Below are 26,870 nucleotides of genomic sequence, written 5' to 3'. Positions count from 1 at the left end.
GTAGGGGGCAGGGTGGCCACATTCGTCTTGATCCACGGCGCCGGTGATGTCGGCTGGTACTGGCATCTGGTGGAGGCCGAACTGCGTGCGCGCGGTCATGACACCGTTTCGCCGGATCTTCCCTGCGAGGACGACTCGGCCGGCCTGCCCGAGTACGCAGGCACCGTGGCCGAGGCGATCGGCGACCGGACCGATCTGATCGTCGTCGCGCAGTCGTCCGGCGGCTTCACGGCCCCGCTCGTCTGCGACCGGATGGTGGTGGAACTGCTCGTCCTGGTCGCGCCCATGATCCCGATGCCGGGAGAGGCGCCCGCCGACTACTCGGCCGGTACGGGATACGACCGGGAGGAGCGGGACCGCTACGACGATGTCGTCGCCCTGTTCTACCAAGATGTCCCGCCGGAGCTGGCAGCCGAGGCGCTGAAGCGGGGGCGCGCCCAGTCCGAGGCGAGGATGGGGGAGCCGTTCCCGCTGCGGGCCTGGCCCGACGTTCCCACGCGGGTCCTGATCTGCCGCGACGACCGGGTGTTCCCCGCCGGATTCCTTCGCCGCGTCGCCCGGGAGCGCCTGGGCATCACCCCCGACGAGATCGACGGCGGGCACACCCCGGCGCTGAGCCGCCCGCACGAGCTGGCAGACCGTCTTGAGGCGTACGCCGCCGAGGAAGGACCGCTCCGCTGATGGACGCCGGCGGTTACGACGCCGAACTGCGGCGGCACGACGAGGTACTGCGCCGGGCCTGGGGCATCCGGCCCCACGACCACGTCCTCGACATCGGATGCGGGACCGGGCAGACCACCCGGCAGGCCGCGCGCGCAGCCCAGGCGGGCAGCGCGCTCGGGGTCGACGTCTCCGCGCCCGCCATCGAGCGTGCCCGTGAGCTCGCCCGGACCGAAGGGCTCGGCAACGTCGCCTTCGAGCACGCCGACGCGCAGGCCCACCGCTTTCCGGACCAGCACTTCGACCTGGCGATCAGCAGGTTCGGCACGATGTTCTTCGCCGACCCCGTCGCCGCGTTCGCCAACGTCAGGCGGGCGCTGCGCCCGGCCGGGCGGCTGGTGATGATGGTCTGGCAGTCCCACGAACGCAACGAGTGGGACGTCGCCATCCACCGGTCCCTCGCAGGACCCGAGGGGCCGGTGGCCGTGCCTGCCGGACCGGATCCGTTCTCGCTCGCCGACCCGCCGACCGTGAAACAGATCCTGGGCGCCGCGGGGCTGACCGACATCACGTTCACCGACGTCCACGAGCCGGTCTACTACGGTCCGGGCGTGCCCGCCGCCCTCGACTGGGTCCGCGGCTTCACCAGCACCAGCGAGACGCTGAAGCGGCTGGACCCCGCTGCCGCGGCGCGAGCGGTCGGGCGGCTGCGCGAGACGCTCTCCGCACACCTGGGCGACGACGGTGTCAGGTTCGACTCCCGCGCCTGGATCATCACCGCCCGTCGCGGCTGACGGCGCACGAAAGGACGCCGGCCGCGGTTTGCAGGCGGGCCGCGCTGCCGTACGCTTCTGCCCAGGCGATGGCAATGGGAGGAAGCCGGTGCGAATCCGGCGCGGTCCCGCCACTGTGACCGGGGAGCGAACCCCGCTTGAGGCCACTGTCCGCAAGGACGGGAAGGCCGGGGCGAGCATCGATCCGGAAGCCAGGAGACTCCTGCCGTCGCGACACCCGCGACCGGGGCGAGGACCCCAGGGGGAGGAACGACCGTGTCCGCTGGCACCGTCCTGCTGCTGTCGACGTCCGACACCGATCTGCTGAGCGCCCGCGCGTCCGGCGCCGCCTACCGGCTGGGCAACCCGGCGCGGCTCGCCGTGGACGATCTGCCCGAGCTGACCGAGGGCACCGATCTCGTCGTCGTCCGCCTGCTCGGCGGGCGGCGGGCCTGGGAGGACGGCCTCGACGCGCTCCTCGCGGGCCCCCGCCCGGTCGTCGTCCTCGGTGGCGAGCAGGCCCCGGACGCCGAGCTGATGGAGCTGTCCACTGTCAGCGGCGGTGTCTGCGCCGAAGCGCACGCCTATCTCGCCCATGGCGGGCCCGCCAACCTCGCCGAACTGCACGCCTTCCTGTCCGACACCGTGCTGCTGACCGGACGCGGGTTCGCGCCGCCGGCACCGACGCCCACGTGGGGACGGCTCGGCCGCGAGGCCCGCACCCAGGACGGCCCCGTGATCGGCGTTCTCTACTACCGCGCCCACCACATGGCGGGCAACACCGCGTTCGCGGAGAAGCTGTGCGAGGCGATCGAGGACGCGGGCGGGCAGGCCATGCCCGTGTTCTGCTCGTCTCTCCGCACCGCCGAGCCCGAGTTGCTCGACACGCTCCGCCGGGCGGACGCGCTGGTCGTGACCGTGCTCGCGGCGGGCGGGTCCAGGCCCGCGACGGCCGGGGCGGGCGGCGACGACGAGGCGTGGGACGTCGGGGCTCTCGCCGCGCTGGACGTCCCGATCCTTCAGGGGCTGTGCCTCACGACGGGCCGCGCCGACTGGGAGGCGAGCGACGACGGCCTGTCGCCGCTGGACGCGGCGTCGCAGGTCGCCATCCCCGAGTTCGACGGACGCATCATCACCGTCCCGTTCTCCTTCAAGGAGATCGACGAGGACGGCCTCACCGTCTACCGGGCGGATCCCGAGCGGGCCGCGCGGGTCGCCGGGATCGCCGTCCGGCACGGACGCCTGCGGCATGTCCCGCCCGCCGGGCGGCGCGTCGTCGTGATGCTGTCGGCGTATCCGACCAAGCATTCCCGCGTCGGGAACGCCGTCGGGCTCGACACTCCTGCGAGCACCGTCCGGCTGCTGGCCCGGCTCAGGGACGAGGGGTACGACCTCGGCGAAGGCTTCCCGGGCGTCGCCGCACAGGACGGCGACGCGCTCATCCACGCGCTCATCGCGGCCGGAGGGCAGGACGAGGACTGGCTCACCGAAGAGCAGCTCGCGGGCAACCCCGTCCGCATCGCCGCCGCGTCCTACGAACGCTGGTACCGCACTCTCCCCGCGGACCTGCGGGAGGAGATGGAGCGGCACTGGGGCCCGCCGCCCGGGGAGCTCTTCGTGCAGGACGGCGACATCGTGCTCGCCGCCCTCCGCGCCGGCAACGTCGTCGTCATGGTGCAGCCACCGCGAGGCTTCGGGCAGAACCCGATCGCGATCTACCACGACCCGGACCTGCCGCCGAGCCACCACTACCTGGCCGCGTACCGGTGGCTGTCGGACGAGTTCGGCGCGCACGCGATCGTCCACGTCGGCAAGCACGGCAACCTGGAGTGGCTGCCCGGCAAGGCGGCGGGCATGTCGGCGTCGTGCGGCACCGACGCCGCGCTCGGCGACGTCCCGCTCATCTACCCGTTCCTCGTCAACGACCCGGGCGAGGGGACGCAGGCCAAGCGGCGCGCGCACGCCGTCCTCGTGGACCACATGGTCCCGCCGATGGCCCGCGCGGAGACCTACGGCGACATCGCCCGCCTCGAACAGCTCCTCGACGAGCACGCCACGATCGCCGCGATGGACCCGGCGAAGCTGCCCGCGATCCGCGCGCAGATCTGGACGCTGATCCAGGCCGCGAAGCTCGACCACGACCTCGGCCTGGACGACCGCCCGCACGACACCGAGTTCGACGACTTCCTCCTGCACGTGGACGGCTGGCTGTGCGAGGTGAAGGACGCGCAGATCCGCGACGGGCTGCACGTCCTCGGCCAGGCGCCCGAGGGCGCGACCCGCGTCGACCTGGTGCTGGCCATGCTCCGCGCCCGCCAGATGTGGTCGGGACGCGAAACGCTGCCCGGTCTGCGTGAGGCGCTCGGTCTCAGCGAGGACGGCGGCGAGTCGCTCGCCGACGTGGACGCCGCCGAGGCCACCGCCCGCTCCCTCGTCCAGGCGATGGAGGACGCCGGCTGGGCCGTGGAGGCCGCAGCCCGGGTCGCCGGGGCCGTCCCCGCCGACCGCCGCGAACCCGTCGAGCGCGTCCTGGAGTTCGCCGCGACCGAGGTCGTCCCGCGCTTGGCGCGGACGTCCGACGAACTCGACCACCTCCTGCACGCCCTGGACGGCGGCTACATTCCGGCGGGCCCCAGCGGGTCGCCGTTGCGCGGCCTCGTCAACGTCCTGCCGACGGGCCGGAACTTCTACTCGGTGGACCCGCGCGCCATCCCCAGCCGCCTCGCGTGGGAGACCGGGCAGGCGATGGCCGACTCGCTCCTGGACCGCTACCGCGCCGACCACGGCGAGTGGCCGCGCTCGGTGGGCCTGTCGGTGTGGGGGACGAGCGCGATGCGCACGGCCGGCGACGACGTGGCCGAAGTGCTGGCGCTGCTCGGCGTCCGCCCGGTCTGGGACGAGGCGTCCCGCCGCGTCACGGCGCTGGAGCCGATCCCGGTCGCGGAGCTCAAGAGGCCGCGCATCGACGTGACCGTCCGCATCAGCGGCTTCTTCCGGGACGCGTTCCCGCACGTCGTCGCCATGCTGGACGACGCCGTCCGGCTGGTCGCCGGCCTGGACGAGCCCGGCACCGACAACTACGTCCGGGCCCACGTGAAGGCCGACCGCGAGCAGCACGGCGACGAGCGGCGGGCCACGCTGCGCGTCTTCGGGTCCGCGCCGGGCGCCTACGGGGCCGGGCTGCTGCCGCTCATCGACAGCCGCAACTGGCGCGACGACGCCGACCTCGCCGAGGTGTACGCGGTGTGGGGCGGCCACGCCTACGGACGCGACCTGGACGGCGTCCCCGCCCGCGCCGACATGGAGAGCGCCTACCGGCGGATCGCCGTCGCCGCCAAGAACGTCGACACCCGCGAGCACGACATCGCCGACTCCGACGACTACTTCCAGTACCACGGCGGGATGATCGCGACCGTCCGCGCGCTGACCGGCCGGGCCCCGGAGGCGTACGTCGGGGACAGCACCCGCCCGGACGCCGTCCGTACCCGCACCCTCTCGGAGGAGACCGCGCGGATCTTCCGGGCCCGCGTCGTCAACCCGCAGTGGCTGGCCGCGATGCGGCGGCACGGGTACAAGGGCGCGTTCGAGCTGGCCGCGACCGTCGACTACCTGTTCGGCTACGACGCCACCACCGGTGTCATGGCCGACTGGATGTACGACAAGCTCACCGCCGCCTACGTCCTCGACGAGGAGAACCGCGAGTTCATGGCGGAGTCGAACCCATGGGCGCTGCACGGCATCGCCGAGCGGCTGCTGGAGGCCGCCGAACGCGGCATGTGGGAGCATCCCGACCCGGAGACGCTCCAGGGGCTCCAGGAGGTCTACCTCAAGACGGAGGGAGACCTGGAGGACGACACGAGCCGCTGAGCCGCCTCCGGGCATCCCGCCCAGTGCAGGTGGAGGTAGGACGCGGTGATCCGTTCGTCCCCGAACCCGTCGGAGCCGTCCTTCCAGCGGAACAGCGGATCCGCGTCGGTGGTCAGGGCGGTCCGGTGGAACTCGTGCCCGCGGAACCGCTCGCCCGGACGGGTCAGCGGCGACTCCGCCACCGCGACCGCCTCCCGGTATCCCAGTGTCAGCCGGGACGTCATCCGCGCACTTCCCGGGACGCGCCCGCACATCCTCTGCCCGTCGAGCCGCTCGCACAGATAGAGGAGCCCGGCGCACTCGGCGGCGATCGGGCCCGGGAACGCCGCGACCTCGGCGAGCAGCGGCGCGTTGGCGGCCAGGCCGGCGGCGTGCACCTCCGGGAACCCGCCGCCGATGACGAGCGCGCCGGTTCCGGCCGGGAGCCTCTCGTCCCGCAGCGGGTCGAAGACGGCCACATCGGCGCCCGCCGCGCGCAGCAGCTCCACATGCTCCGCATAGGAGAAGGTGAACGCGGCGCCGCCCGCGACGGCGACGACCGGCCGGCCGTCCACCGGCGTCACATGTTCGGACGGGTCCCACGCGGGCCCGGGCAGCGGGGGAGCGGTGCCGGCCAGCCGCAGCAGCGCGTCCAGATCACAGGACCGGCCGACCAGTTCGCCGAGCCGCTCCACCGCCCGGACCGCCTCCGCCTCCCGCTCCGCCGCCGGGATCAGGCCCAGATGGCGGGACGGCGTCACGACCGCGTCGTCCCGCCGGACCGCGCCGAGCACCGGCACGCCCGTCGCCTCCAGCGCGCTCCGGCACAGCTCCTCATGCCGGTCCGAGCCCACCCGGTTGAGGATCACGCCGCCGATCCGCACACCCGGCTCGAACGTCGCGAACCCGTGCACGAGCGCGGCCACCGACCGGCTCTGCCGCGCCGCGTCCACGACCAGCACCACCGGCGCCGCGAGAAGCGCCGCGACATGCGCCGTGGACGCGAACCCGGTGTCGCCGCGCCCGTCGAACAGGCCCATCACACCCTCGACCACGGCCACGTCGCAGCCGGCTGCGCCGTGCAGGAACAGCGGCGCCACCCGGTCCTCGCCCGTGAGCCACGGATCGAGGTTGCGGCCGGGACGCCCCGCCGCGAGCGCGTGGTAGCCGGGGTCGATGTAGTCGGGTCCGACCTTGTGCGGCGACACCCGCAGGCCGCGCGCCCGCAGCGCCGCGATCAGCCCCGTCGCGACGGTCGTCTTCCCGGAGCCGGACGACGGCGCCGCGACGACCAGGCGGGGGATCACCACTCGATGCCCCGCTGCCCCTTCTGCCCGGCGTCCATCGGGTGCCGGACCTTGCCCATCTCCGTGACCAGGTCGGCGGCCTCGGCGAGCCGGTCCGGCGCGTCCCGCCCGGTGATGACGACATGCTGGTTACCGGGACGGCCGGTGAGCGCTTCGAGCACGTCGTCCAGGTCGATCCAGCCCCACTTGAGCGGGTAGGTGAATTCGTCCAGCACATAGAAACGGTACGTCTCGGCGGCCAGGTCCCGCTTGATCTGCTCCCAGCCCTCCCGCGCGTCCGCCGCGTGGTCGTCCTCGGTCCCGGGACGCTGGATCCACGACCAGCCCTCGCCCATCTTGTGCCAGGCGACCGGGCCGCCCTCGCCGCTCGCCCCCAGCACCCGCAGCGCCCGCTCCTCGCCGATGCGCCACTTCGCCGACTTCACGAACTGGAACACCCCGACCGGCCAGCCCTGGTTCCACGCCCGCAGCGCCATCCCGAACGCGGCGGTCGACTTCCCCTTCCCGGGGCCGGTGTGGACGATCAGCAGCGGCCGGTTGCGGCGCTGCCGGGTGGTGAGGCCGTCCTCGGGGACGGACACGGGCTTCCCCTGCGGCATGTCAGGCCGCCTTCCTGTGGTCGCGAACGATTCCGTCGAGCTCCGCCAGCGGGACGAGCCGCGCCCCGAGCCGGGCCGCCAGCCGTCCCGCCAGGCCGAGCCGGACCGGGCCGTCCTCGCAGTCCACGACGATCCCGGCGGTCCCCGCCAGCAGCCCGGCGGCCCGGTCCGCGTCGCCGCCCGCGGTCGCCCGCCCGTCGGTGACGACCACGAGCAGCGGGCGCCGCGCCGGGTCGCGCAGCCGCTCGGCGCGCAGCACCTCCGCGGCACGGACGAGCCCGGCGGCCAGCGGCGTGCGGCCCCCGGTCGGCAGCGCCCGCAGCCGCGCCGCGCCGGCCTCGACCGAGGACGTCGGCGGCAGGACGAGGTCGGCGGTCCGCCCCCGGAACGTGATCAGGCCGACCTTGTCGCGGCGCTGGTAGGCGTCCAGCAGCAGGCTGAGGACGGCGGTCTTCACCGTCGTCATGCGGCGGCGCGCGGCCATCGAGCCGCTGGCGTCCACCACGAACAGCACGAGGTTGCCCTCCCGGCCCTCGCGGACCGCCTCGCGCAGGTCACCGGGCTTCAGCAGCAGGCCCGCGCCGGACCGGCCGCGCGCCCTCTGGTGCGGGGCGGCGGCCAGCAGCGTCGCCACCACGTGCGGGTCCCGGACCCGGTCGGACGGGCGGCGTGCCCCGGTGACCCGGCCCCGCGCCGTCCGCGACCGGGACCGCCGGCCCGCCACGCCGTCACCGACACCGGGAACCTCCAGCAGCGGCACCGCGTGCGGCGCCGCCACCGCCGCCACCCGCTCGCCGCCGCCCCCGGACCGCTCCTCGCGCTCGCCCTGCTCCCTGGCGGACTCCGGCCCCGCCTGGGAATCGGCGCGGCCCCCGCCGTCGTCCGGCGGGCCGCCGTCACCCGGCGGAACACCGCCGCCCGGGGGCGGGTCATCGTCGTCGGGGGACGAGCCGTCCAGGAGTTCGTCCAGCAGCGACTCGTCCAGGCCGGGCGCGTCGAACGGGTCGCGGCGGCGCCGGTGCGGAAGCGACAGCCGGGCCGCGGCGCGCACGTCCTCGGCCGTGACCGCGTCCCGCCCCTGCCAGGCGGCGTGCGCGAGGGCGGCGTTCGCCGTGACGAGGTCGGCGCGCAGCCCGTCCACCTCGAACCCGGCGCACACGGCCGCGATCTGCTCCAGCCGCTCGTCCGGCAGCCGCACGCCGTGCAGCCGCTCCCGCGCGGCGGAGATGCGGTCCGCGAGACCGGACTCCGCGTCCGCCCACCGCGCCGCGAACGCGGCGGGATCCGCCTCGAACGCCAGCCGCCGCCGGACGACCTCGGCGCGCTCCTTCGGCTCCCGCGACGCCTTCACCTCGACCGTCAGCCCGAACCGGTCGAGGAGCTGGGGGCGCAGCTCGCCCTCCTCGGGGTTCATCGTGCCGACCAGCAGGAACCGGGCCGCGTGCCGCACCGACACCGACTCGCGCTCGACATAGCAGGTGCCGAGCGCGGCGGCGTCCAGCAGCAGGTCCACCAGGTGGTCGTGCAGCAGGTTCACCTCGTCCACGTAGAGGACGCCGCGGTGCGCCGCCGCGAGCAACCCCGGCTCGAACGCCTTGACGCCCTCGGTCAGCGCCCGCTCGACGTCCAGCGATCCGGCGAGCCGGTCCTCGGACGCGCCGACCGGCAGCTCCACCAGCGCCGACGGCCGCCGCCCGGCCGGGCCGCCCGCCTCGTGCGGGCCGTCCGGGCACAGCGGGTCGGGTGCCGCCGGGTCGCACCCGAACCGGCAGCCGGCCACGACGTCCACGGCGGGCAGCTGGGCGGCCAGCGCCCGCACGATCGTCGACTTGGCGGTGCCCTTCTCGCCCCGGACCAGCACACCGCCGACCCGTGGCGAGACGGCGTTGAGCAGCAGCGCCAGCTTCAGGTCGTCCAGCCCGACGACGGCGCTGAACGGGTACGTGGCGTTCAATCGAGGACCTTCCGGTTGACGTGGGCGACCCGCCAGCCGTCCCGGACGGCGGTGAGCCTCGTGGTGGACAGCGGCGCGACGTCGATCCGGTCGGCCGCCGGGACGGCGAGGCCGAGGGCGTGCCCGAGCGCGGCACGGATGACGCCCGCGTCGCAGACCGCGATCCCGGACGGCCCCGTGCCGAGCCAGGCCGCGACGCGTGCCGCGAGGGCGGCGCGGCTCTCGCCGCCGTGCGGGACGGCGTGCGGGTCCGCCAGCCAGCTCGCGAGCGCGTCCGGCTCGTCCCGCGCGACCCGCGCGTAGCGGACGCCCGCCCACCGGCCGTGGTCGGCCTCGGCGAGGGCGGCCTCGGTGCGGGCGTCGAGACCGAGCGCGGCGCAGGTCTCCCGGGCGGCTTGGGCAGGGGACGACCACGCGTCGCCGTCCGGCAGCGACCCGGCCAGGGCCCTCGCCCTGGCCAGGCCGGACGCGTCGGCGGCGGGATCCGCGGGGAACCGGGCGTCCCGCATCCCCGCCGACGTCGCGTGCCGGACGAGCAGCACCCCGTTCAGGCCGGTGCGGGGGCCCGCGCGGGACGCGCCGCCCGGTCGCAGAACCACCCGAACAACGTCCCGAAGGACGCCCAGAACACCAGCTGCGTCCCGAGCGATGTGATGCGGAACTGCCACAGCAGCGTGGCGGGGAACCCGTCCGGCACCTCGTCCACCCCGGGAAGCAGCAGCGACGCCACCGCCACCGGGACGACGAACGCGAGCACGGCCGCCGGCCACCGGGCCCACGGCCCGCCCGGCACGCTGCGCGCCGTGGTCACGGCGATGGCGGCGGACAGCAGCCCGACACCGATCATCGCCAGGTACAGCACGGTTCGGGTGTTGATCGTCTCGGGGTCGCCCACCGCCGGCGGGTTCGCCGGATACTTCACGAACGGGACGAGGATGACCGCGGCGAAGGCCGTCCCCGCGGTGGCGAGCGCGAGCCCGCCGTCCGACCGGGGGCCGACCCGTCCGCGCAGTCCGGCGAAGACGAGTGCGAACACGCCGCCGACGGCGAGCCCGTAGAGCCCGGTGGCGAGGAAGAGCCCGGCCTTCTGCGTGCCGCGGCTCACCTCTTCGCCGTGCTCGTGCTCATGCGCGCCGGCGCCGTGCTCGTGCTCGTGTGCGGCGGCGGCCTTCTCCAAGGCGATCGCCTCGTCGATGCGGGGCTCGCCGGCCGCGAACGCGAAAACGCCCGCGACGAGACCGGCCAGCAGGCCCAGAAGCAGGCCCCTGACCAGCAGGGTGCGCACCATGCGGCGGCCTAGTGGCAGGGCACGCCGAGCAGGTGCCGCCCGTCGTGCATCAGCTCGTGGAGGTAGCCGCCGGTCTGCGACACGGCGCCGTTGTCCATCAGGACGAGGTAGCCGAGGAGCAGCAGCGCGGGCACCGCGAGCAGCCAGGGAATGAGGCGGGGAAGGGGGATGTGTCGAGCCGACAGCGTGCTCACGGAGCCTCCGTAGGGGATCTTGCGCGTCCCGGACAATGAGGTCGCGATCACCCGAGCGACCTGGCTCCCGGGATCTGCGTCCCGGATACAGTGGCGCGTCCGCACCGGCATCTCACCGGATTTCCCTCGGGCAACCGTGAATCAGCCGAACCGTACGGCTCCGCCGGCGCCCCTGTCAACAGCACCCCCGGCCGGGTTCGTCACCGAGCGGATACACAAAATGGCCGGATGTTGCCATACTGGCAGTCTCACCTATCATGACGACCTCCTTTCGTGTCCCCCCGCTCCCGAACACGATGACGCTGGAGCCGTCCTATGATCAGCCAAGAGACCGACCCCCCCGCCACCCTCGACGACGTCAAGGGGTGGTTCCCCAAGGTCGACCAACTGCTCTTCACCTGGTTCCTGGAACGCCAGGAACGCGGGGGACAGAGCGGCGATCTCGTGGAGCTCGGCTCCTACCTCGGCAAGAGCGCGATCCTCATGGGCCGCCACCGGCGTGAGGGCGAGACCTTCACCGTGTGCGACCTGTTCGACTCCGAGGCGCCGGACGACTCCAACCAGGCGGAGATGAAGGGCTCGTACTCCACCCTGACGCGCCAGGCGTTCGAGGCGAACTACCGCGCCTTCCACGACACGCTCCCGGAGATCGTCCAAGGTCCGACCTCGCTGATCCTGGACCACGTCCAGCCCGGGACCTGCCGGTTCGTGCACGTGGACGCGTCCCATCTGTACGAGCACGTGCACGGCGACATCCGGGCCGCGCGCGCCATGCTCCCCCCCGAGGGGATCGTCGTGTGCGACGACTACCGGTCCGAGCACACTCCCGGGGTCGCCGCAGCGGTGTGGGAGTCGGTGGCCGTCGACGGGCTGCGCCCGATCTGCGTCACCACCCAGAAGCTCTACGGCACGTGGGGCGACGCCGCCGCCGTCCAGGACGAGCTGCTCGACTGGCTGGCCGGGCGGGACGACGCCTGGCACGAGACCCAGCAGGTCGCCGGGCGGCGCCTCGTCCGCGTCAAGGGCAAGTCGGCGGCGCGCTCCAAGCCGAACGACGTGAAGGGGCTGAAGGACCGTCTCGCCAAGTCGGAGAAGCGGCTGGCCCGAGCGGAGGAGGGGCTCGCCCGCGCCCGCAAGGAGCTGGAGTCCGTCCGCAACTCGGTCAGCTTCAAGATCGGCCGGAGTGCCACCGCCGTGCCGAGGGCGCTGCGCCGCGACCGCTGAGCGGGCCGGCCCCGGCGCTGCGTTAGAACGCGTTCTAGTATCGCCTTCATGCGACACGGCATCGTGCTCTTCACCAGTGACCGGGGCATCACGCCCGCCGCCGCCGCGAAGGCCGCCGAGGAGAACGGGTTCCACACCTTCTACGTCCCCGAGCACACGCACATCCCGGTCAAGCGCCAGGCCGCGCACCCCGGCACCGGCGACGAGACGCTCCCGGACGACCGCTACACGCGCACGCTCGATCCCTGGGTCTCGCTCGCGTCCGCGGTCACCGGGACGTCCGCGATCCGGCTCGCCACCGCCGTGGCGCTTCCGGTGGAGTCCGATCCGATCACACTCGCCAAGACCATCGCGACGCTCGACCACCTGTCGGGCGGGCGGGTCACGATCGGCGCCGGATTCGGCTGGAACACCGACGAGCTCGCCGACCACGGCGTCCCCGCCGCCTCGCGACGGACGGTGCTGCGCGAGTACGTGGAGGCCATGCGAGCACTGTGGACGCAGGAGCAGGCGTCCTACTCTGGACAGTTCGTCTCGTTCGGCCCGTCCTGGGCGTGGCCCAAGCCCGCCCAGCCGCACGTCCCGCTGATGATCGGGGCGGGCGGCGGCCCGAAGACGCTCGCGTGGATCGCCGCCCACGCCGACGGGTGGATGACCACCCCGGCCGAACGCGACATCCTGGCCAAGGCCGCCGCCCTCCACGCGGCCTGGGCGGACGCGGGACGCGCCGGACGGCCGGAGATCTCCGTCCTGGCCGCCACACGCCCCTCGGCGGAGGACATGGCGGCGTGGGAGGAGGCCGGCGTCACCGAGATCATGTGGGGCCTGCCCGACAAGCCCGCCGACGAGGTCACCGCCTTCCTCACCCGGCACGCCCGGCGTCTCGGCCTCTAGAGAACGCCCAGAGACCCGGTCATGCCGGCTGGCAGATGCGGCACCAGACCGTCCGGCGGCCGGAGACGCGACGCCCGGAGAGGGGCGTTCCGCAGCGCGGGCACGGGCTCTCGGGCTCGTCGCGGGCCCCGGTGAGCCAGGTGGCGCGCGGCGGCGCCCGCCCGGCATGGGCGGGCCCCGTCGCGGTCAGGGAAGGGCCTGTTCGGCCCAGATGGTCTTGCCCTCCGGTGTCTGCCGGGACCCCCAGCTCTGGGTGAGCTGGGCCACCAGGAGCAGGCCGCGGCCGCCCTCGTCGAAGACGCGCGCCCGGCGCATGTGCGGAGCGGTCTGGCTTCCGTCGGCGACTTCGCAGATGAGCGTCCGGTCCCGGATGAGACGGAGCCGGATCGGGCCCCCGGCGTGCCGGATCGCGTTGGTGACCAGCTCGCTGACGACGAGCTCGGTGACGAACCCGAGCTCGTCGAGACCCCACGCGGCGAGCCGCTCGCCCACCTCCCGGCGGGCGTCGGCGACGATCGCCGGGTCGGCGGGCAGGTCCCAGGTGGCGACGTGGCCGGGGCTCAGCGACCGGGTGCGCGCGACCAGCAGGGCGGCGTCGTCCATGGGGCGGGCGGGCAGGACGGTTCCGAGAACGTGGTCGCAGACGTCGTCCAGCGACGCGGTCGGCGACAGGGACGGCGCCGACAGCGCGTGCCGCAGGCGTTCCAGCCCTGCGTCGATGTCGAAGCCGCGGGACTCGACGAGGCCGTCGGTGTAGAGGACGAGGGTGCTGCCTTCGGGAAGCTCGACGTCGGCGCTTTCGAAGGGCAGGCCGCCGAGACCGAGCGGTGGGCCGGCGGGCAGGTCGACGAACTCGACCCCGCCGCCGGGGCCGATGAGCGCGGGCGGGCAGTGCCCGGCGCGGGCCATGCTGCACCGGCGGGACGCCGGATCGTAGACGACGTACAGGCAGGTGGCCCCGACGTCGTGCGCCCCCTCGGCGGTGTCGGACTCGGGGGCGAGCCGGCCGACCAGGTCGTCCAGGTGGGTGAGCAGCTCGTCGGGCGCCAGGTCGATGTCGGCGAGCGTGCGCACCGCCGTGCGGAGCCGGCCCATTGTGGCGGACGCCTGCAGCCCGTGCCCGACGACGTCGCCGACGACCAGGGCGACGCGAGCGCCCGACAGGCGTATGACGTCGAACCAGTCGCCGCCGACGCCGGCATGGGAGCTCGCGGGCAGGTAGCGGCCCGCGACCTGCACGGCCGAGGTCTCCGGGATCCGCCGGGGCAGCAGGCTGCGCTGCAGCGCCAGCGCGGTGGTGTGCTCGCGGGTGTACCGGCGGGCGTTGTCCAGGCAGACGGCCGCCCTCGCGGTGAGCTCCTCGGCGATGAGCACGTCGTCGGCTTCGAAGGGGTCCGGGCGGCGGCCGCGCAGGAACGCGGCGACGCCGAGGGTGAGGCCCCTGGCCCGGATCGGCACCGTGATGACCGAGTGGAGCCCGTGCTTGCGGACGCTGTCCGCCCGGTCGGGGTTGTGGCTGATCGAGGGAAGGAACGAGGGGTCGTGGAAGCCGGTCGTCACCGTCTCGCCCGTGGCCAGGGCGCGGGCCGAGGGGGCGGTGTCCGGATAGTGATCGATGTCGCCGATCTTGATCACGGTTTCCGGGACGCCCTCGTTGACGGACTGGTGGGCGGTGCGGCGCAGCGCGACCGTGGCGGGCAGTGGCCCGGGGAGCGGCTCGTCCCCCTGGAAGACGCTGTCGAGCAGATCGACGATGGCGAGGTCGGCCAGTTGCGGCACGGCCACGTCGACGAGCTCCTGGGCGGTCCTGGTGATGTTCAGGGTGGTGCCGATGGCCGTGCTCGCCTCGTTCACCAGGCTCAGCCGCTGCCGCGTCCGGTACTGCTCGGTGACGTCGAGGACCCCGATCAGGATGCCCTGTGTGCTGCCCGCCTCGTCCTTGAGGGGGGAGATGGACACCGACCAGGCCCGCTCGCGGGTCTCGCCCGGCACGCGGCGGTAGGTCTCCCGCTGCACCGGCTCCCCGGTTTCGAGCACCTGGCGCATGTACCGCTCCAGGGTGTGGAACTGGGGGGTGGGGTACGTCTCGGCGATGCGCCGTCCGCGAAGGCGGTCCTCGGTCGTCTGGAACATCTGGCACAGGCGCTCGTTGACGCGCAGGACCACCAGGTTCCTGTCATGGACGGCGAGCGCGAACGCCGACTGGGTGAACGCCCAGTCGATGAAGGGCTGCTGGAGCTCCATAGCCACTGGCAGCCCTTCGGTGTGCGCGTCCGATGTCATGCGCTCCGCCCCCGCAGGAGTCCCATCTCCCGTCGCCGCAGGTCAGACAATCAACTTACCAGGAGGCAAGGCGGACGTGCCATGGATCACACCGGGCGCCGCTGTCACGGTGTGATCACGCGGCTCCGTATGGTCAGCCGACGTGGACGATGGGCCGGCGCTCGATGTCCGGCTCGGCCTGGCGGAGGATCTCGCGGGTGAGGGGTGGGATGTCGCCGCCACCGAAGATCAGGTAGCGCAGCAGCGCGCCGACCGGGTTGCCTTCCACCCAGTGGAAGTAGACGTGCGGGTGCTTGCCGGTCTCCTCCTGGATATGAAGCAGGATCGCGGCGATGGCGTTGGCGATGCTCGGGCTCTCGGTGCGCAGGATCCGGTAGCCGTGCCGTTCCTCCCCGGTGACCTGCACGGTGGACTCGAACTCCGAGGCGTCGGAGACGGTCACCTCCAGGAACAGCAGTCCCTCGTCGTCGCGCAGGCGGTGCAGGGCCCACGCCTCCTCGGCCTTGTCCAGGTACTCCTGGCGGTCGCGTTCGTCGGGTTCGTTGGCGATGATCCGCAGCTCGCCGGCCTCCTCCAGGAAGCGGCGGGCGGCCGGGTCGAAGTCGACGCCCGTGATGCGCAGTTCGGTGGAGCGGGTCGCGCGGGAGATCAGCGACGTCACCACGATCGCGATGCAGAACAGCACCGCGATCACCAGGCCGTCGGGGCGCTCGATGATGTTGGCGACGGTCGCGTACACCAGGATCAGCGTGACCAGGCCGAACGCGGCGCCGAGGCGGCGCCGGCCGCTCTTCCAGGCCGCGAGCGTGGCGGCGACCGCCGCGGACAGGATCAGTGCCAGCACGCCCGTGGCGTACGCGCCGCCCTGCGCCTCGACCTCCGCGCCGAACAGCAGCGTGATCCCGAACGAGACGACCGTGAAGATGAGGACCAGCGGACGGGTCGCGCGGGTCCAGTCCGGCGCCATCCCGTACCTCGGCAGGTACCGCGGGACGATGTTGATCAACCCGGCCATGGCGGAGGCGCCGGCGAACCACAGGATGGCGATGGTGCTGATGTCGTAGGCGGTGCCGAACCAGTCGCCCAGGTTCTCGTGCGCGAGGTAGGCCAGCGCCCGGCCGTTGGCCTTCCCGCCCTCCTCGAACTCCTTCTTCGGGATCAGCACGGTCGTGGCGAAGCTGGAGGTGATCAGGAAGACGCTCATGATGGCGGCCGCCGTGGTCAGCAGCTTGCGCGTGCCCTGGATGCGCTGCTCCAGTTCGCCCTTGACCAGCGGCATCACGGCCACTCCGGTCTCGAACCCCGACAGCCCCAGAGCGAGCTTGGGCATGACGAACAGCGACACCGCGATCATCGCGACCGGGTTGGCGTGCTCGGCGGTCAGCACGTTGCCCCAGTCGGTGACCAGCCCCGGATGCGTCACGACCTTGGCCAGCGCCGTCCCGACCACCACGACGTTCAGGGTGAGGTAGACCGCCACCAGCACCACGGCGATGGAGATGGCCTCGCTGAACCCGACCAGGAAGATGCCGCCGAGCGCGGCGATCAGCACCAGCGTGACGGGCACCTGCCAGCCCGCCATCGCGTCCGGCACGAACGGGTTGTGCAGCAGGTGGGCCGTCGCGTCGGCGGCCGAAAGGGTGATCGTGACGATGAACGCCGTCGCGACGAAACCGAGCAGGAACAGCACCAGCAGCTTGCCGCGCCACCCGGGCAGCAGCCGTTCCAGCATCGACAGCGAGCCCAGCCCGTACGGGCTCAGCCCGGCCACCGACCGGTACACGGGCAGTGCCCCGAACAGGGTCAGCGCCACCAGCAGCAGCGTGGCGATCGGGCTGAGAGCGCCCGCCGCCAGCGCGGCGATGCCCGGCTGGTAGCCCAGGGTGGAGAAGTAGTCGACGCCGGTCAGGCACATCACCTGCCACCAGCGGTGCTGCTTGTGGGGCGCGTCCTCGTGGGAGGGGGCCGGCCGGTGGTGCGGGCCGGCCTTGCGGCCGGGGCGGTGCAGCCCCTGCAGCAGCCATCGCCGCATGCCTTCACCCGTGTCCGGCTGGAGTGACGCGCTCATCCGAACCCACCTCGGTCTTCCACGCCCTGGCTGATAAAACAGCACACCCTACTGGGGCGGCCGCCCATCGCGCGCGGTCGCCCCGGAGAAAGATCGGATGAGAGCGGCGGCCGTCAGGCGCCGTCGAGGACCTGGCGCAACCTGTGCGCGAACGCCTCGGGCTGGCCCGCGTAACCGAACTCGCCGCCCATGAAGCCGCCGTGATGGCTCGGGAACACCGTCACCTGCTGCCCGAGCAGCTCGGCCGTCGCCACCGCGGTGCGTCCGGTGAAGGTGCCGCCGGACTCCTCACCCACCGCGATCACGACGTGCGTGGGCGCCGCGGCGAGCGCACCGGCGTCGGGCCGGTAGTCGCTGACCGCCCAGGACCGGTCGGAGAGCAGCGGATCGTCGCGGGAGCCGTCGTCCTCGGCCGGCATCCCGAAGGCGGCGGGATCGGGTGCGGGCCGGGCGAAGTAGTCGTCGGTGAACTCGCCCTGCCACGACGTCATGGCGATGAACGCCGCCATGCCGGCGCCCCAGCCCTTGGCCTCGTAGGCGTCCCGGACGCCGTCCCGGGCGCGCCCGGCGGCCCGGGCGTCGGGAAGGACCGGGATGAGCGGCGGCTCGTGCGCCACCAGGGTGGTCACGTCGTCGGGGTGCGCCGTCACCAGGGCGAGCGCGGTCACCGCACCGCCGCTGCTGGCGAGCATCTCGACCGGGCCCGCGCCGAGCGCCTCGATGAGGGCGTGCACGTCGGCGGCCTGGACCTCGGGCACGTTGTCGACCCGGCCGTCCTTGCGGGTGCTGCGGCCGAGACCGCGCGGGTCGTAGGTGATCACGGTGCGCTCGGGGAAGTACGACGCGAGCGTGCGGAAGCCGCTCGCGTCCATGGGCTGGCCGATCATGACCAGCGGCGACCGTCCGTCGGCGGCCGGCAGCGGACCGTGGACGTCGTAGACGAGATCGACTTCGGGTGTCTGGAGCGTTTGCGTAGCCATGACCAGGTAGACCACCCGCCAGCCCGGAACTCATCGGCGCCCCCCCGGGCATCGCTCATGGGCGCCTCCTGGGGAACCTCGCCGCCGGCCCCGCCGTCTGACCTCGGCACCTGCGACGCGAGGAGAACGTGGATGACGGCTCCGGCCCCGGCCCCGAAACGACGCGGGCCGCTACGTGCGGGTCCGGCGCCCATCGTCGCCGTGGTCGTGCTGCTGACCGTGCTGGCGGCGGGCGCGGTGATCTGGCATCACGCGGGCCGATCCGACGATTCCGGTCCCTGCTGCAAGCTGCCGCCCGACACCAGCGCGATCAGGGATGTGCCGCGGAAGTGGCAGGCCGTCCTCGGTCAGGGCGATGTCCGGTCCGCGTGGGAGCTGCTCACTCCCCAAGCGCAGCGGCGATACGGCTCGGCCGGCGGCCTGCGGGCGGCCATGACCCGACTCGATATACGCCCGAAGGGGCCGGCGACATGGCGGCAGATCACCTCGACCACCAATGGAAGAGGCACGCCCAGCGCCTTCTTCTATCTGCTCGTCGAGAACAGGACCCTGCGCCCGGTCGGTGCCGTCGTCGTCCACTCGATGGCCGACGGAACTGAGGACGGACGGATCGATCCCGAAGTCGCCGCGACCACAAGGATTCTCTCCCCGGCGACCCGGGCCACGGTCGGGACGAGGCCGCGGATTCAGGCGGCGACGAACTCCCCGCCGACATATGTCGCCGTCCAGGCAGGCCGGGAGACCGTCGGCGCCGTCGGCGCGATCCGCGGCACCGATGGTCTCGACACGCCTTTCCCGGACCCGGTGACGGCGGTGAGACCCGGATCGGCCCTCATCGTCGCGGTCGCCTCTGATGGGAATGGACGCTTCGCTTACGGAAGCGTCCTGGTGAGGGTCCGCTGACGCGCGCCGGCCGGCCGGCACTGATCCGCGCTGCTCTGGGCGGATCCGCCGTGGGCGGATATGGCTGGGAGCGGTGCACGCGCCGACGCAGAGTTGGGGCATGAGCGAGGAACAGAAAGTCCCGTTGTTCAACGAACGAGTGCGGCGCGAGCTCTACCAGCAGCGCGTTCTCGTGCTCGACGGCCCTCTCGACGACGACAATGGCACCCTGCTGGCGACGCAGCTGATCACGCTGGCGCGGGAGGACTCGTCGACCGACATCGCGCTGTGGATCCATTCCCCCGGCGGGTCGGTGCCGTCGATGCTCGCGATCCGCGATGTCATGCGGCTCATTCCGTGCGACGTGTCCACGGTGGTGCTCGGCATCGCCTACAGCGCCGGCCAGTTCCTGCTGTCGTCCGGAACCCGCGGCAAACGCCGCGCCATGCCGCACGCCCGCGTGCTGATGCACCAGGGCTCCGCCGGAATCGCCGGCGCCGCCGTCGACATCGAACTGCAGGCCAACGACCTGCGCCACACCCGCGACACGGTGCTCGGGCTCATCGCCGAGGACACCGGGCAGCCCCTGGAACGGGTCTTCGAAGACTCGCTGCACGATCGCTGGTACACGGCGCAGGAGGCGCTCGACTACGGGTTCATCGACGCGGTCGTCAGCACGTTCGACGAAGTCGTGCCGACCAGCCACCGGCCCATCGGGCTCGGTGCCCCGTCCGAAGGAGCCGTCCGATGAGCACCTACACGATCCCCAACGTCATCGCGCAGCACCCTCGCGGTGAACGGATCATGGACGTCTACTCGCACCTGCTGACGGAGCGGATCATCTATCTCGGCACCGCCATCGACGCGGGAGTCGCGAACGCTCTCGTCGCGCAGCTGCTCTACCTGGAATCCGACAGCCCCGAACGCGACATCCAGCTGTACATCAACTGCGAGGGCGGAGACCCGAGCGCGATGCTCGCCGTGTACGACACGCTGCGCTACATCCGTCCGGAGGTGGCGACGACGTGCGTCGGCCAGGCGGTCGCCGTCGGCGCCGTGCTCCTCGCCGCGGGCACCCCCGGCAAGCGCGCGGCGCTGCCCCATACCCGCGTGGTCCTGCACCAGCCGACGGGGCAGAGCCGGGGAGCGATCCCGGACCTCATCCTCCAGGCGGACGAGGTCGTCCGCGTCCGCGCGGACATCGAGCACATCCTCTCCCGGCACACCGGGCAGGACACCGCGACACTGCGCGCCGACACGGACCGCGACCGCGTGTTCACGGCGAACACGGCACTGGACTACGGCCTCGTCGACCACGTGATCGAGGAGCGGCAGCCGCTCCCCGTCTAGCTCGGGGGCCGCCTACGCGGCCAGTGCGTAGGCGGCCTGGCAGGTCGGGCCGGCCGGAGCGGCTCCGGCCGGCACGGCCAGGAGGGTCGTCGCGATCGCGAGCGTCAGATCACCGAGCGACACGTCCAGGGCGCCGGCGACCGCGGCGATCATCTCGCTCGAAGGTTCCTTGACGCCGCGTTCCATCTCGGAGAGGTACTGCGGTGAGACCCCGGCACGGCGGGCGGTCTCGGTCAGGATCTCGCCGCGCTCCAGGCGCAGTCGCCTGAGGCACTGGCCGAGCGCGTCGCGCCAGAGCGGCTCCGTCGGCCGGCGCGGCGCGGTCGGCTTGTCCGGCGTGTCGTCGGCGGGCATGAGCGGTCGGGCGGTCTCGGCCATGCGCTCATCGTAAGTCGGCGGCGCCGGCGAGCCCATGCATTCCGCCCACCGCAGAACCGCGCTCACCGAGGGGCGCCGCTCGCGGCGACCGATTGAGGCCGTTCCGCGACGTCCGTGCGCTGTCATCCTGAGGGCATGCGGATACTGGTCGTTGGTGCAGGGATCATCGGGGCCGCGCTGGCGGACCGGCTCACCCGTGCGGAACGCGGCGGCCGCTCGGGTCCGCGGGACGAGGTCACGGTGATCGAGGAGCGGGAGCCCGGCGCCGGGACGTCCGGCACCAGCTATGCCTGGATCAATGCCAACGACCCCGGAGACCCGGCCTACCACCGGTTTCGGACGGCGGCGATGTCCGCCTGGCGGGACCTGGCCGCCGGGTTCGGCGACCCGGCCTGGTACCGGCCGGCGGGCAACACCACGTGGGCGACCACCGAGGACGCGAAAGGCCGGCTGGCCGACCGGGTCGCTCGTCTCGCCGACCTCGGCTACGCCGCCGAACTGATCGGCCTCGACCGGTTACGCGAGCTCGAACCGCACGTCCGGGCTCCGCAGGACGCCCTCATCGCGCACTACCCCGACGAGGGCTACGTGCAGGGAGGCTCCGCCGCGCGAGCTCTGGCGCGGCGCGCACGTGAGTCGGGTGCCGGCATCGTCACCGGTCACCGCGCGGTCCGCCTCAACACCGAGGGCGACCGCGTGACCGGAGTGCGGCTGGACGACGGCCGGGACCTGGACGCCGACCTCACGATCTGCGCGGCGGGCCGGCACGGCCCAGCGCTCCTGGCCACCGCCGGCGTCCCCCTTCCGCTGGTCGACCCGTCAGAGCCCGGCTCGGCCGCCCCATGCCTCGTCGCCACCACCTCCACGGCGCGGGACGTCCTCAACGGTCTCGTCCACGCGCCTGGCCTGTCCGCCCGCCAGGCGGAGGACGGGGGGCTCGTCCTGGAGGCCGACGACCTGGACGCCGGTGTCGACGAGTCGGCCGCCCCGGCGCTGGTCCGGGCGGTCGGCGCCGAGCTCCTCGCGCGAGCGCGCACGCTCGTCCCCGGACTGACCGCGGAGGTCGCCGGAGTGCGGCGGTGCGTCCGCCCGCTGCCCGTCGACGGGTATCCGCTCACCGGCTTCCAGCGGCCCGGTCTGTACACCGCCGTCACCCACAGCGGCATCACGCTCGGTCCCTTTCTCGCCGCGCTGATCTGCCGGGAGATTCACGGCCACGGGTCACCGGAGCTCGATTCCTACCGGCCGGACCGTGTCCCCGCAAGGCGCCGCTGAACGGATGCTGGATTCCCCCGGACGCGCGGGGAGGACGGAACTATGCTTGATCTTCATCACGTGAGCGCCGCCGACCGATGCGGTGTTCGAAGGCGCGCATTAATTGCGAACCGTCGGTGCCGCACAAGGGAGCGCCTTCGATGGCCGTTGGAGTTTACCGGGTGGAAGCCGCGAACACGGCGGATCTGAAGCCCGGTGACCGTACGGACTTCTGGAGCGAACTCATCAACACCTACAACCAGAGCCCGATGGGATTCGCATACCGGCGTCCCGACAGTTTTCACGGCGAGGCGGTCCGCCAGTCCAACGGGGCCTACCATCTGCTCGACGTCCGGTCGGATGAGCTCACCTACGTTCGCACGCCGCGCCAGGTTCGCCGGAATCCGGACCCCGACTACCGCTTCGTGGTGCCGCTCAGCGGAGCGTTCGAAGTACGGCAGGACGGCGCGGAGTCGGTGCTGTCGCCCGGCACCGGCGGCCTCATGACACTCGAGACGGCGGTGGAGTTCAAACAGGTGGCGGGGACCCGCGCGCTCATCGTGACGATTCCGGGCCACGAGGTGGACGGGCCCCTCAACCGGTCGTCCCCGGTCAGCGCCATGGTGGACGTGACGCGCGGGCTTGGGCGGGTGGTTACCGAGATGCTCACCGGGCTGGCCGGCGAGCGCGACGGGCTCCACAGCCGCCACTTCGCCGCCGTGTGCGACCGGGCGGTCGAGTTGCTGTGCATGCTGGCCGTCGGCGACGACCGCCCGGTCGTGCCGGGCCATCTCGCCGAGGTGGAGGCGATGGTGCGGCGGCATGTGCGCGAGCGCGTCACCGACCCGGGGCTGACCGGCGCGTCGGTGGCGCGGGATCTCGGGTGGTCGCTGCGCCAGGTCCAGCTGGCGCTGCAGCACGCCGGAACCACGCCGCGCGAGCTGATCCGGGAGGAGCGCCTCCGGCTGGCGCGGGACCGGCTGACGAGCCCGACCTACGACCACCTGAGCATCACCGATCTCGCCGGCCTGACCGGTTTCTCGTCCGCCAGCGTATTCAGCACCGCGTTCCGGCGGCACTATGGAGCCACTCCCCGCGAGATAAGGCACGACCGCGACTCGTGACCGTTATGGCGTCCGCCACAGCACCCCGCGGAAAAGGCATTTACCAGAGCGCGTAAGACGGAATGTTCCGCCGTTCCGCGTTTTCCGGTCGCGCCCGGGTGCGAAAGCGGCCCTTTTGCCGAATGATCACTTACGGTATCGGGGCCGGGTTCTGCACGCCTCAGACGGCGATCTCGCGGGAGCAGATCGAAGACCTGCTCGGCAACATGGCGGTCTGGCACGGCTCCGCTTGGATCAGCTGTCTCCGCCCCTTCGCCGGCGGGCCAGCGGGCCCCAGAACGGCCGGGGCTCGCCGGCTGCGGAGGCGCCGGGCGGTGGACCGGACGGCGCGGCGGAACCGGCCGGTACGGGGGCGGCGATGAAACGGCTGTCCCGTACGGCGACGGCGGGCTCGGCGGGCATGGCCGGCTGCGACGGCGGGAAGACGACCGGGAGCTCGACCAGCGCCCGGTGCACCCATCCGGTGCGCCACGCCAGCTCTTCGGCCGGGACCGCCGGCCGCATGTCGGGCAGGCGGTCGAGCAGCTTCTCGATGGCCACCGAGGCGATGAGCCGGGCCTGCCCCTTGGCCGCGCAGGTGTGGTCTCCGGCGCTGAAGGCCAGGTGAGCGCGGTTGCCCGTCCGGTCGCCCATGGAGATCGACGGGTCGGTGTTGGCCGCCGCGTAGCTGACGACGACCGGCTGGTCGGCGGGCAGCCGGACCCCGGCGAAGTCGACGTCCTTCACGGGATAGGTGATGCCGTAGTTGGCGATCGGGGGATCGGACCACAGGATTTCGTCGAGCGCGTCCTGGACGGCCAGGCTGCCGCCCGACAGGTCGCCGGCGAACCGGTCGTCGGCCAGCAGCAGCCGGAGCGTGTTGATGATGAGGTTCTGCTCGGGCTCGGTCACCGTCCCGAGCAGCATGACGATCTGGTGCGCCATCTCCTCGTCGTTCAGCCGCGCGGGATGCGCCATCAGCCAGGACACCACGTCGGCGCCGGGTTCGCGGCGTTTGAGGGCGACCAGCTCGGCCACGGCCTGGGCCAGGTCGCGGTTGGCGTTCTCGGCGTCGGCGCCGCCGTCCATCATCGCGCTCATGCCGGCGACCAGCCGATCGCCGAGGGCGGTGGGGACGCCGCAGAGCCGGTTGAAGACCAGCAGCGGCAGGGTCTGCGCGTACTGGGTGCGCAGGTCCGCCGCCCCCTTGGCGCCGAACCGGTCGATGAGCAACTCGGCGCTCTGCTCGACATGACCGCGCAGCGCCTCGACGTCCACCTGGGCGAGGCTCTCGGACACCGCCTGGCGGAGCCGGTCGTGAACGGCGCCGTCGGTGAGGTTCGCGGTCGGCCGGTACTGCATGAGCGGCAGGACCGGGCAGTCGGACGGCACCGAGCGCTGCCACCGGCGGGCGTCCTTGGGGAACGTGTCCGCGTCGCGCAGTACTTCCAGCGCGTGCTCGTAGGAGGTGACGAGCGTGGCCGGGATCCCGGGAGCCAGCTCGACCGGTGCGACGGGCCCGTATCGGCGGAGCAGCTCGTAGACGCTCGCGGGATCGGCGGCGAACGCCGGGCCGTACAGCGGGACACGGTCCGGCAGCGGTGCCGGGCCGGAATCGGCGGGCTCGAAGGTCACGGGCACTCCTGTTCGGTGGCGGGTGTCGACGCGGCATCGCAGGCGGCGGGCGTCCATGGCGTCGAGCCGCCCGCGCCCTCGGAACGGCTACGGCTTCATGGCGAGACCGCACAGCGCGAGCGGGGGCTCACGTGTGCGGCGTCCGGCGGTCCAGGTCCCGAGCGCCCGGACCCCCTGCGGACCCGGATCGAGGCCGCCGGCGAACGCCGCGATCTCGTCCCGCGACCGGAACCAGCCGGAGCCGAGTTCGGCGACCAGCATGTTCTCGGCACAGCGCGCCTGGTCCTCCATGTGCCATGGGGCGTCCGGGGCGTGGAAATGGCTGAACGCGAGCATGGACCGCGAGGGAAGCCGGTCCATGTACGACCGCGTGATGCCGCGGGGATCGTCCGCGTCGGGGAAGTGATGCAGCATCGCGGTGAGCAGCACGCCGACCGGACGGGACGGATCGACCAGCTCGCGCGTCTCGTCCGCCGCGAACACAGCGTCGGCGTCGCGCATGTCCGCGTGGACGACCGCGGTCCGGCGGGCTTCGGCGAGATGGGCCCGGCCGTACGCGACGACGACCGGGTCGTGGTCGACGTGGACCACCCGGACGGACCCGGCGAACCCGCGTCTCACCTGCCCCGCGGCGTTGGTGCTGGGCAGCCCGCAGCCCAGGTCCAGGAACTGCGTGACGCCGAGGCCGGCCATCTGCCGCATGGCCTGAACGACGAACCTGCGGTTGAGGTGCAGGATCCGCGGCAGGCTGGGCGCGACCGCGATCAGCCGCCTGGCCAGCTCCCGGTCCTCGGCGAAGTTGTCCTTCCCCTGGAGCATGGCGTCGTAGAACCGGGCCATGTTGGCGGTGCGCCGCTCCAGCACGGGCTGCGGGCCGCCTCGTCCCGGATCGAGCGGGCCACGTGGACCAATCATGGCTGGCTTCCTGAGTCCGATGACCGACAACAGTGGATGTACGACCGTAGGTCGGCGGCATCGTCGCCAGTTGCTCCGCCGCGTAAGGAACTTGCGACTGTGCGCAGCGCCGCCGGGGCGCCGCCTCGGCCCGTCCGAGGAGAGTCGTGGAACGTGTCGGCCCGGTGCCGACCTGGGCTCAGCCGATCAGATCGCGGGCGCCCTGGCGCAGGAGGCCGGCCGCGACCGATGCGCCCAGACTCTCCGCCTGTTCGGGAGCGGCCTGCATCCGGAAGTGCACGGACCGGTCTCCGTCCCGGTCGAACACCATGCCCTCCAATGACAGCCGTCCGTCGGGCTCGTACCGGGCCCGCCCGGCGATGGGCGAGTCGCAGTCACCGTTCAGCTCGAACAGCATTCTGCGCTCGGCCGCCACGCATGTCCGTGTCCGCGCGTGATCCAGTCGCCCGAGCAGTTCGGTGAGACGAGGATCGGCGCTGCGGGAGGCGATCGCCAGCACGCCGGCCCCGACGGCGGGAAGCATGTCCAGCGTCTCGTACGGCCGTTCCAGTCCGAGCCGCGCAAGCCCCACGTGCGCGAGGACGATCGCGTGGAACTCCTCGCCGGCGTCGAGCCGCGCGAGCCGGGAGTTGACGTTGCCCCGGAGGTGCTCGACGCGGAGGTCCGGCCGTAGCCGCCGGAGCTGGGCGCGTCGTCGCACGGCCGACGTACCGACCCTGGCGCCGGATGGCAGGTCGGCCATGCCGGTGATGCCCGACGTCATCGGGAAGAGCATCACGTCCCGCGTGTCGCCTCGCTCCAGATAGGCGGGCCACTCCAACCCTTCCGGCGGCGGCACGTTTCCGGGAACGTCCTTGAGACAGTGCACGGCCAAGTCCACGGTGCCCGTGAGCAGGGCGTGGTCGATCTCCCGCAGGAACGCGCCCTTGCCGCCGTGCTCCGACAGGGAACCTTGGAACCTGTCGCCGGACGTCTCGATCCCGACGATCTCGACGGCCACCGGCGCCTGCTTCTCCAACAGGTCCGCAACATGGTGGGCCTGCGCCATGGCCAGCGGCGAGCGGCGGGTGCCGAGCCTGATATGCCCCTCGTCAGGCACGGGTCCGAGACCTGGCATGCGTGCGCCTCCCGTCGTCATGCGCGGTGATGTGGCCCACCGGACCGCGGGGATCGCCCTTCATGTTGCCGTACGCGGTGAACCCATCCCGACGTGCCCCCTGATCCGGAACGACAGCGTCGCCCGTGCCCTAATCTGTTGCTCATGACGTTCTTCTTCCACCTGC

At 72.8% G+C, this 26,870-nt stretch carries 23 protein-coding genes and 1 riboswitch; of the genes, 10 read left to right on the top strand and 13 right to left on the bottom strand.

From position 1 onward, the window contains the following. Window positions 1-12: 12 nt before the first annotated feature. The 3 genes from ACQPZP_RS27650 (at window position 13) to cobN (ending at window position 5,300) form a co-directional block, all read left to right on the top strand. Window positions 13-681 (top strand): alpha/beta hydrolase, encoded by a 669-nt coding sequence (locus ACQPZP_RS27650; RefSeq protein WP_433472640.1) that lies wholly within the window; start codon window positions 13-15, stop codon window positions 679-681. After that, a complete protein-coding gene (locus tag ACQPZP_RS27645) occupies window positions 681-1,454 on the top strand; it encodes a class I SAM-dependent methyltransferase (protein WP_433472639.1) in 774 nt (257 codons plus the stop codon). Before ACQPZP_RS27650 ends, ACQPZP_RS27645 begins: the two co-directional genes overlap by 1 nt. A gap of 78 nt (window positions 1,455-1,532) precedes the next feature. Then, window positions 1,533-1,656, top strand: a riboswitch (cobalamin riboswitch). A gap of 53 nt (window positions 1,657-1,709) precedes the next feature. Next, a complete protein-coding gene (gene cobN, locus ACQPZP_RS27640) occupies window positions 1,710-5,300 on the top strand; it encodes a cobaltochelatase subunit CobN (RefSeq protein WP_433472638.1) in 3,591 nt (1,196 codons plus the stop codon). Here the strand turns inward: cobN and ACQPZP_RS27635 are convergent. The 6 genes from ACQPZP_RS27635 to ACQPZP_RS27610 are packed head-to-tail and all read right to left on the bottom strand — an operon-like array spanning window position 5,255 to window position 10,621. Continuing rightward, complete coding sequence (locus ACQPZP_RS27635) at window positions 5,255-6,586, bottom strand: cobyrinate a,c-diamide synthase (RefSeq protein ID WP_433479682.1); 1,332 nt, start codon at window positions 6,584-6,586, stop codon at window positions 5,255-5,257. The genes cobN and ACQPZP_RS27635 overlap by 46 nt on opposite strands. Beyond that, complete coding sequence (cobO, locus tag ACQPZP_RS27630; protein WP_433472637.1) at window positions 6,583-7,185, bottom strand: cob(I)yrinic acid a,c-diamide adenosyltransferase; 603 nt, start codon at window positions 7,183-7,185, stop codon at window positions 6,583-6,585. Before cobO ends, ACQPZP_RS27635 begins: the two co-directional genes overlap by 4 nt. Window position 7,186: 1 nt before the next feature. Then, window positions 7,187-9,139, bottom strand: a complete 1,953-nt coding sequence (locus ACQPZP_RS27625; RefSeq protein ID WP_433472636.1) for a VWA domain-containing protein — start codon at window positions 9,137-9,139, stop codon at window positions 7,187-7,189. Then, window positions 9,136-9,738, bottom strand: coding sequence for a histidine phosphatase family protein (locus ACQPZP_RS27620; protein WP_433472635.1), 603 nt, complete (start codon window positions 9,736-9,738; stop codon window positions 9,136-9,138). The genes ACQPZP_RS27625 and ACQPZP_RS27620 overlap by 4 nt, the downstream gene beginning before the upstream one ends. Continuing rightward, a complete protein-coding gene (locus ACQPZP_RS27615; RefSeq protein WP_433472634.1) occupies window positions 9,687-10,427 on the bottom strand; it encodes a CbtA family protein in 741 nt (246 codons plus the stop codon). Before ACQPZP_RS27615 ends, ACQPZP_RS27620 begins: the two co-directional genes overlap by 52 nt. Window positions 10,428-10,435: 8 nt before the next feature. Further along, window positions 10,436-10,621, bottom strand: coding sequence for a CbtB domain-containing protein (locus ACQPZP_RS27610; RefSeq protein WP_433462235.1), 186 nt, complete (start codon window positions 10,619-10,621; stop codon window positions 10,436-10,438). Window positions 10,622-10,936: 315 nt separating this feature from the next. On the opposite strand from ACQPZP_RS27610, the gene ACQPZP_RS27605 reads away from it, so the two are divergent. Together ACQPZP_RS27605 and ACQPZP_RS27600 are read left to right on the top strand one after the other, a co-directional pair. Continuing rightward, on the top strand, window positions 10,937-11,845 hold the full coding sequence (locus tag ACQPZP_RS27605) for a class I SAM-dependent methyltransferase (RefSeq protein WP_433472633.1): 909 nt from the start codon (window positions 10,937-10,939) through the stop codon (window positions 11,843-11,845). 48 nt (window positions 11,846-11,893) lie between these two features. Further along, on the top strand, window positions 11,894-12,739 hold the full coding sequence (locus ACQPZP_RS27600) for an LLM class F420-dependent oxidoreductase (protein ID WP_433472632.1): 846 nt from the start codon (window positions 11,894-11,896) through the stop codon (window positions 12,737-12,739). A 186-nt stretch (window positions 12,740-12,925) separates the two neighbouring features. On the opposite strand, the gene ACQPZP_RS27595 is transcribed toward ACQPZP_RS27600, so the two are convergent. From ACQPZP_RS27595 to ACQPZP_RS27585, 3 genes are all read right to left on the bottom strand, one after another. Next, window positions 12,926-15,022: a SpoIIE family protein phosphatase gene (locus tag ACQPZP_RS27595; protein ID WP_433472631.1), complete on the bottom strand. Its 2,097-nt coding sequence runs from the start codon at window positions 15,020-15,022 to the stop codon at window positions 12,926-12,928. Window positions 15,023-15,155: 133 nt separating this feature from the next. Beyond that, window positions 15,156-17,090 (bottom strand): amino acid transporter, encoded by a 1,935-nt coding sequence (locus ACQPZP_RS27590; protein WP_433472630.1) that lies wholly within the window; start codon window positions 17,088-17,090, stop codon window positions 15,156-15,158. A 113-nt stretch (window positions 17,091-17,203) separates the two neighbouring features. Then, on the bottom strand, window positions 17,204-18,070 hold the full coding sequence (locus ACQPZP_RS27585; RefSeq protein WP_433472629.1) for an alpha/beta fold hydrolase: 867 nt from the start codon (window positions 18,068-18,070) through the stop codon (window positions 17,204-17,206). 132 nt (window positions 18,071-18,202) lie between these two features. On the opposite strand from ACQPZP_RS27585, the gene ACQPZP_RS27580 reads away from it, so the two are divergent. The 3 genes from ACQPZP_RS27580 to ACQPZP_RS27570 all read left to right on the top strand — a co-directional run bounded on the left by ACQPZP_RS27580 (window position 18,203) and on the right by ACQPZP_RS27570 (window position 20,302). Next, window positions 18,203-18,973, top strand: coding sequence for a hypothetical protein (locus tag ACQPZP_RS27580; protein WP_433472628.1), 771 nt, complete (start codon window positions 18,203-18,205; stop codon window positions 18,971-18,973). A gap of 100 nt (window positions 18,974-19,073) precedes the next feature. Continuing rightward, window positions 19,074-19,703, top strand: a complete 630-nt coding sequence (locus ACQPZP_RS27575; RefSeq protein WP_433472627.1) for a ClpP family protease — start codon at window positions 19,074-19,076, stop codon at window positions 19,701-19,703. Then, window positions 19,700-20,302, top strand: a complete 603-nt coding sequence (locus ACQPZP_RS27570) for a ClpP family protease (RefSeq protein ID WP_433462226.1) — start codon at window positions 19,700-19,702, stop codon at window positions 20,300-20,302. Before ACQPZP_RS27575 ends, ACQPZP_RS27570 begins: the two co-directional genes overlap by 4 nt. Window positions 20,303-20,314: 12 nt before the next feature. Here the strand turns inward: ACQPZP_RS27570 and ACQPZP_RS27565 are convergent, their stop codons facing one another. Then, window positions 20,315-20,680, bottom strand: coding sequence for a helix-turn-helix domain-containing protein (locus ACQPZP_RS27565; RefSeq protein ID WP_433472626.1), 366 nt, complete (start codon window positions 20,678-20,680; stop codon window positions 20,315-20,317). A gap of 135 nt (window positions 20,681-20,815) precedes the next feature. Here ACQPZP_RS27565 and ACQPZP_RS27560 point away from each other — a divergent pair, with 135 nt between their 5' ends. Together ACQPZP_RS27560 and ACQPZP_RS27555 are read left to right on the top strand one after the other, a co-directional pair. Next, on the top strand, window positions 20,816-21,955 hold the full coding sequence (locus ACQPZP_RS27560; protein ID WP_433472625.1) for an NAD(P)/FAD-dependent oxidoreductase: 1,140 nt from the start codon (window positions 20,816-20,818) through the stop codon (window positions 21,953-21,955). Between the two features lie 140 nt (window positions 21,956-22,095). After that, window positions 22,096-23,058: a helix-turn-helix domain-containing protein gene (locus ACQPZP_RS27555; RefSeq protein WP_433472624.1), complete on the top strand. Its 963-nt coding sequence runs from the start codon at window positions 22,096-22,098 to the stop codon at window positions 23,056-23,058. Between the two features lie 234 nt (window positions 23,059-23,292). Here ACQPZP_RS27555 and ACQPZP_RS27550 read toward each other — a convergent pair whose 3' ends face one another. From ACQPZP_RS27550 to hemC, 3 genes are all read right to left on the bottom strand, one after another. Next, complete coding sequence (locus ACQPZP_RS27550; RefSeq protein WP_433472623.1) at window positions 23,293-24,672, bottom strand: cytochrome P450; 1,380 nt, start codon at window positions 24,670-24,672, stop codon at window positions 23,293-23,295. Window positions 24,673-24,759: 87 nt separating this feature from the next. Next, window positions 24,760-25,587 carry an SAM-dependent methyltransferase gene (locus ACQPZP_RS27545; RefSeq protein WP_433472622.1) on the bottom strand — a complete coding sequence of 276 codons (828 nt, stop codon included), beginning with the start codon at window positions 25,585-25,587 and terminating at the stop codon, window positions 24,760-24,762. Window positions 25,588-25,765: 178 nt separating this feature from the next. Next, the gene (gene hemC / locus ACQPZP_RS27540) at window positions 25,766-26,704 is read right to left on the bottom strand and encodes a hydroxymethylbilane synthase (protein WP_433472621.1); all 939 of its coding nucleotides are present in this window, start codon (window positions 26,702-26,704) and stop codon (window positions 25,766-25,768) included. Window positions 26,705-26,870 lie beyond the last annotated feature (166 nt).

It is taken from the genome of Spirillospora sp. CA-142024 (genome assembly GCF_050942325.1).
Lineage (GTDB): Bacteria > Actinomycetota > Actinomycetes > Streptosporangiales > Streptosporangiaceae > Spirillospora.
This window is presented reverse-complemented; position numbering and strand designations above follow the sequence as displayed.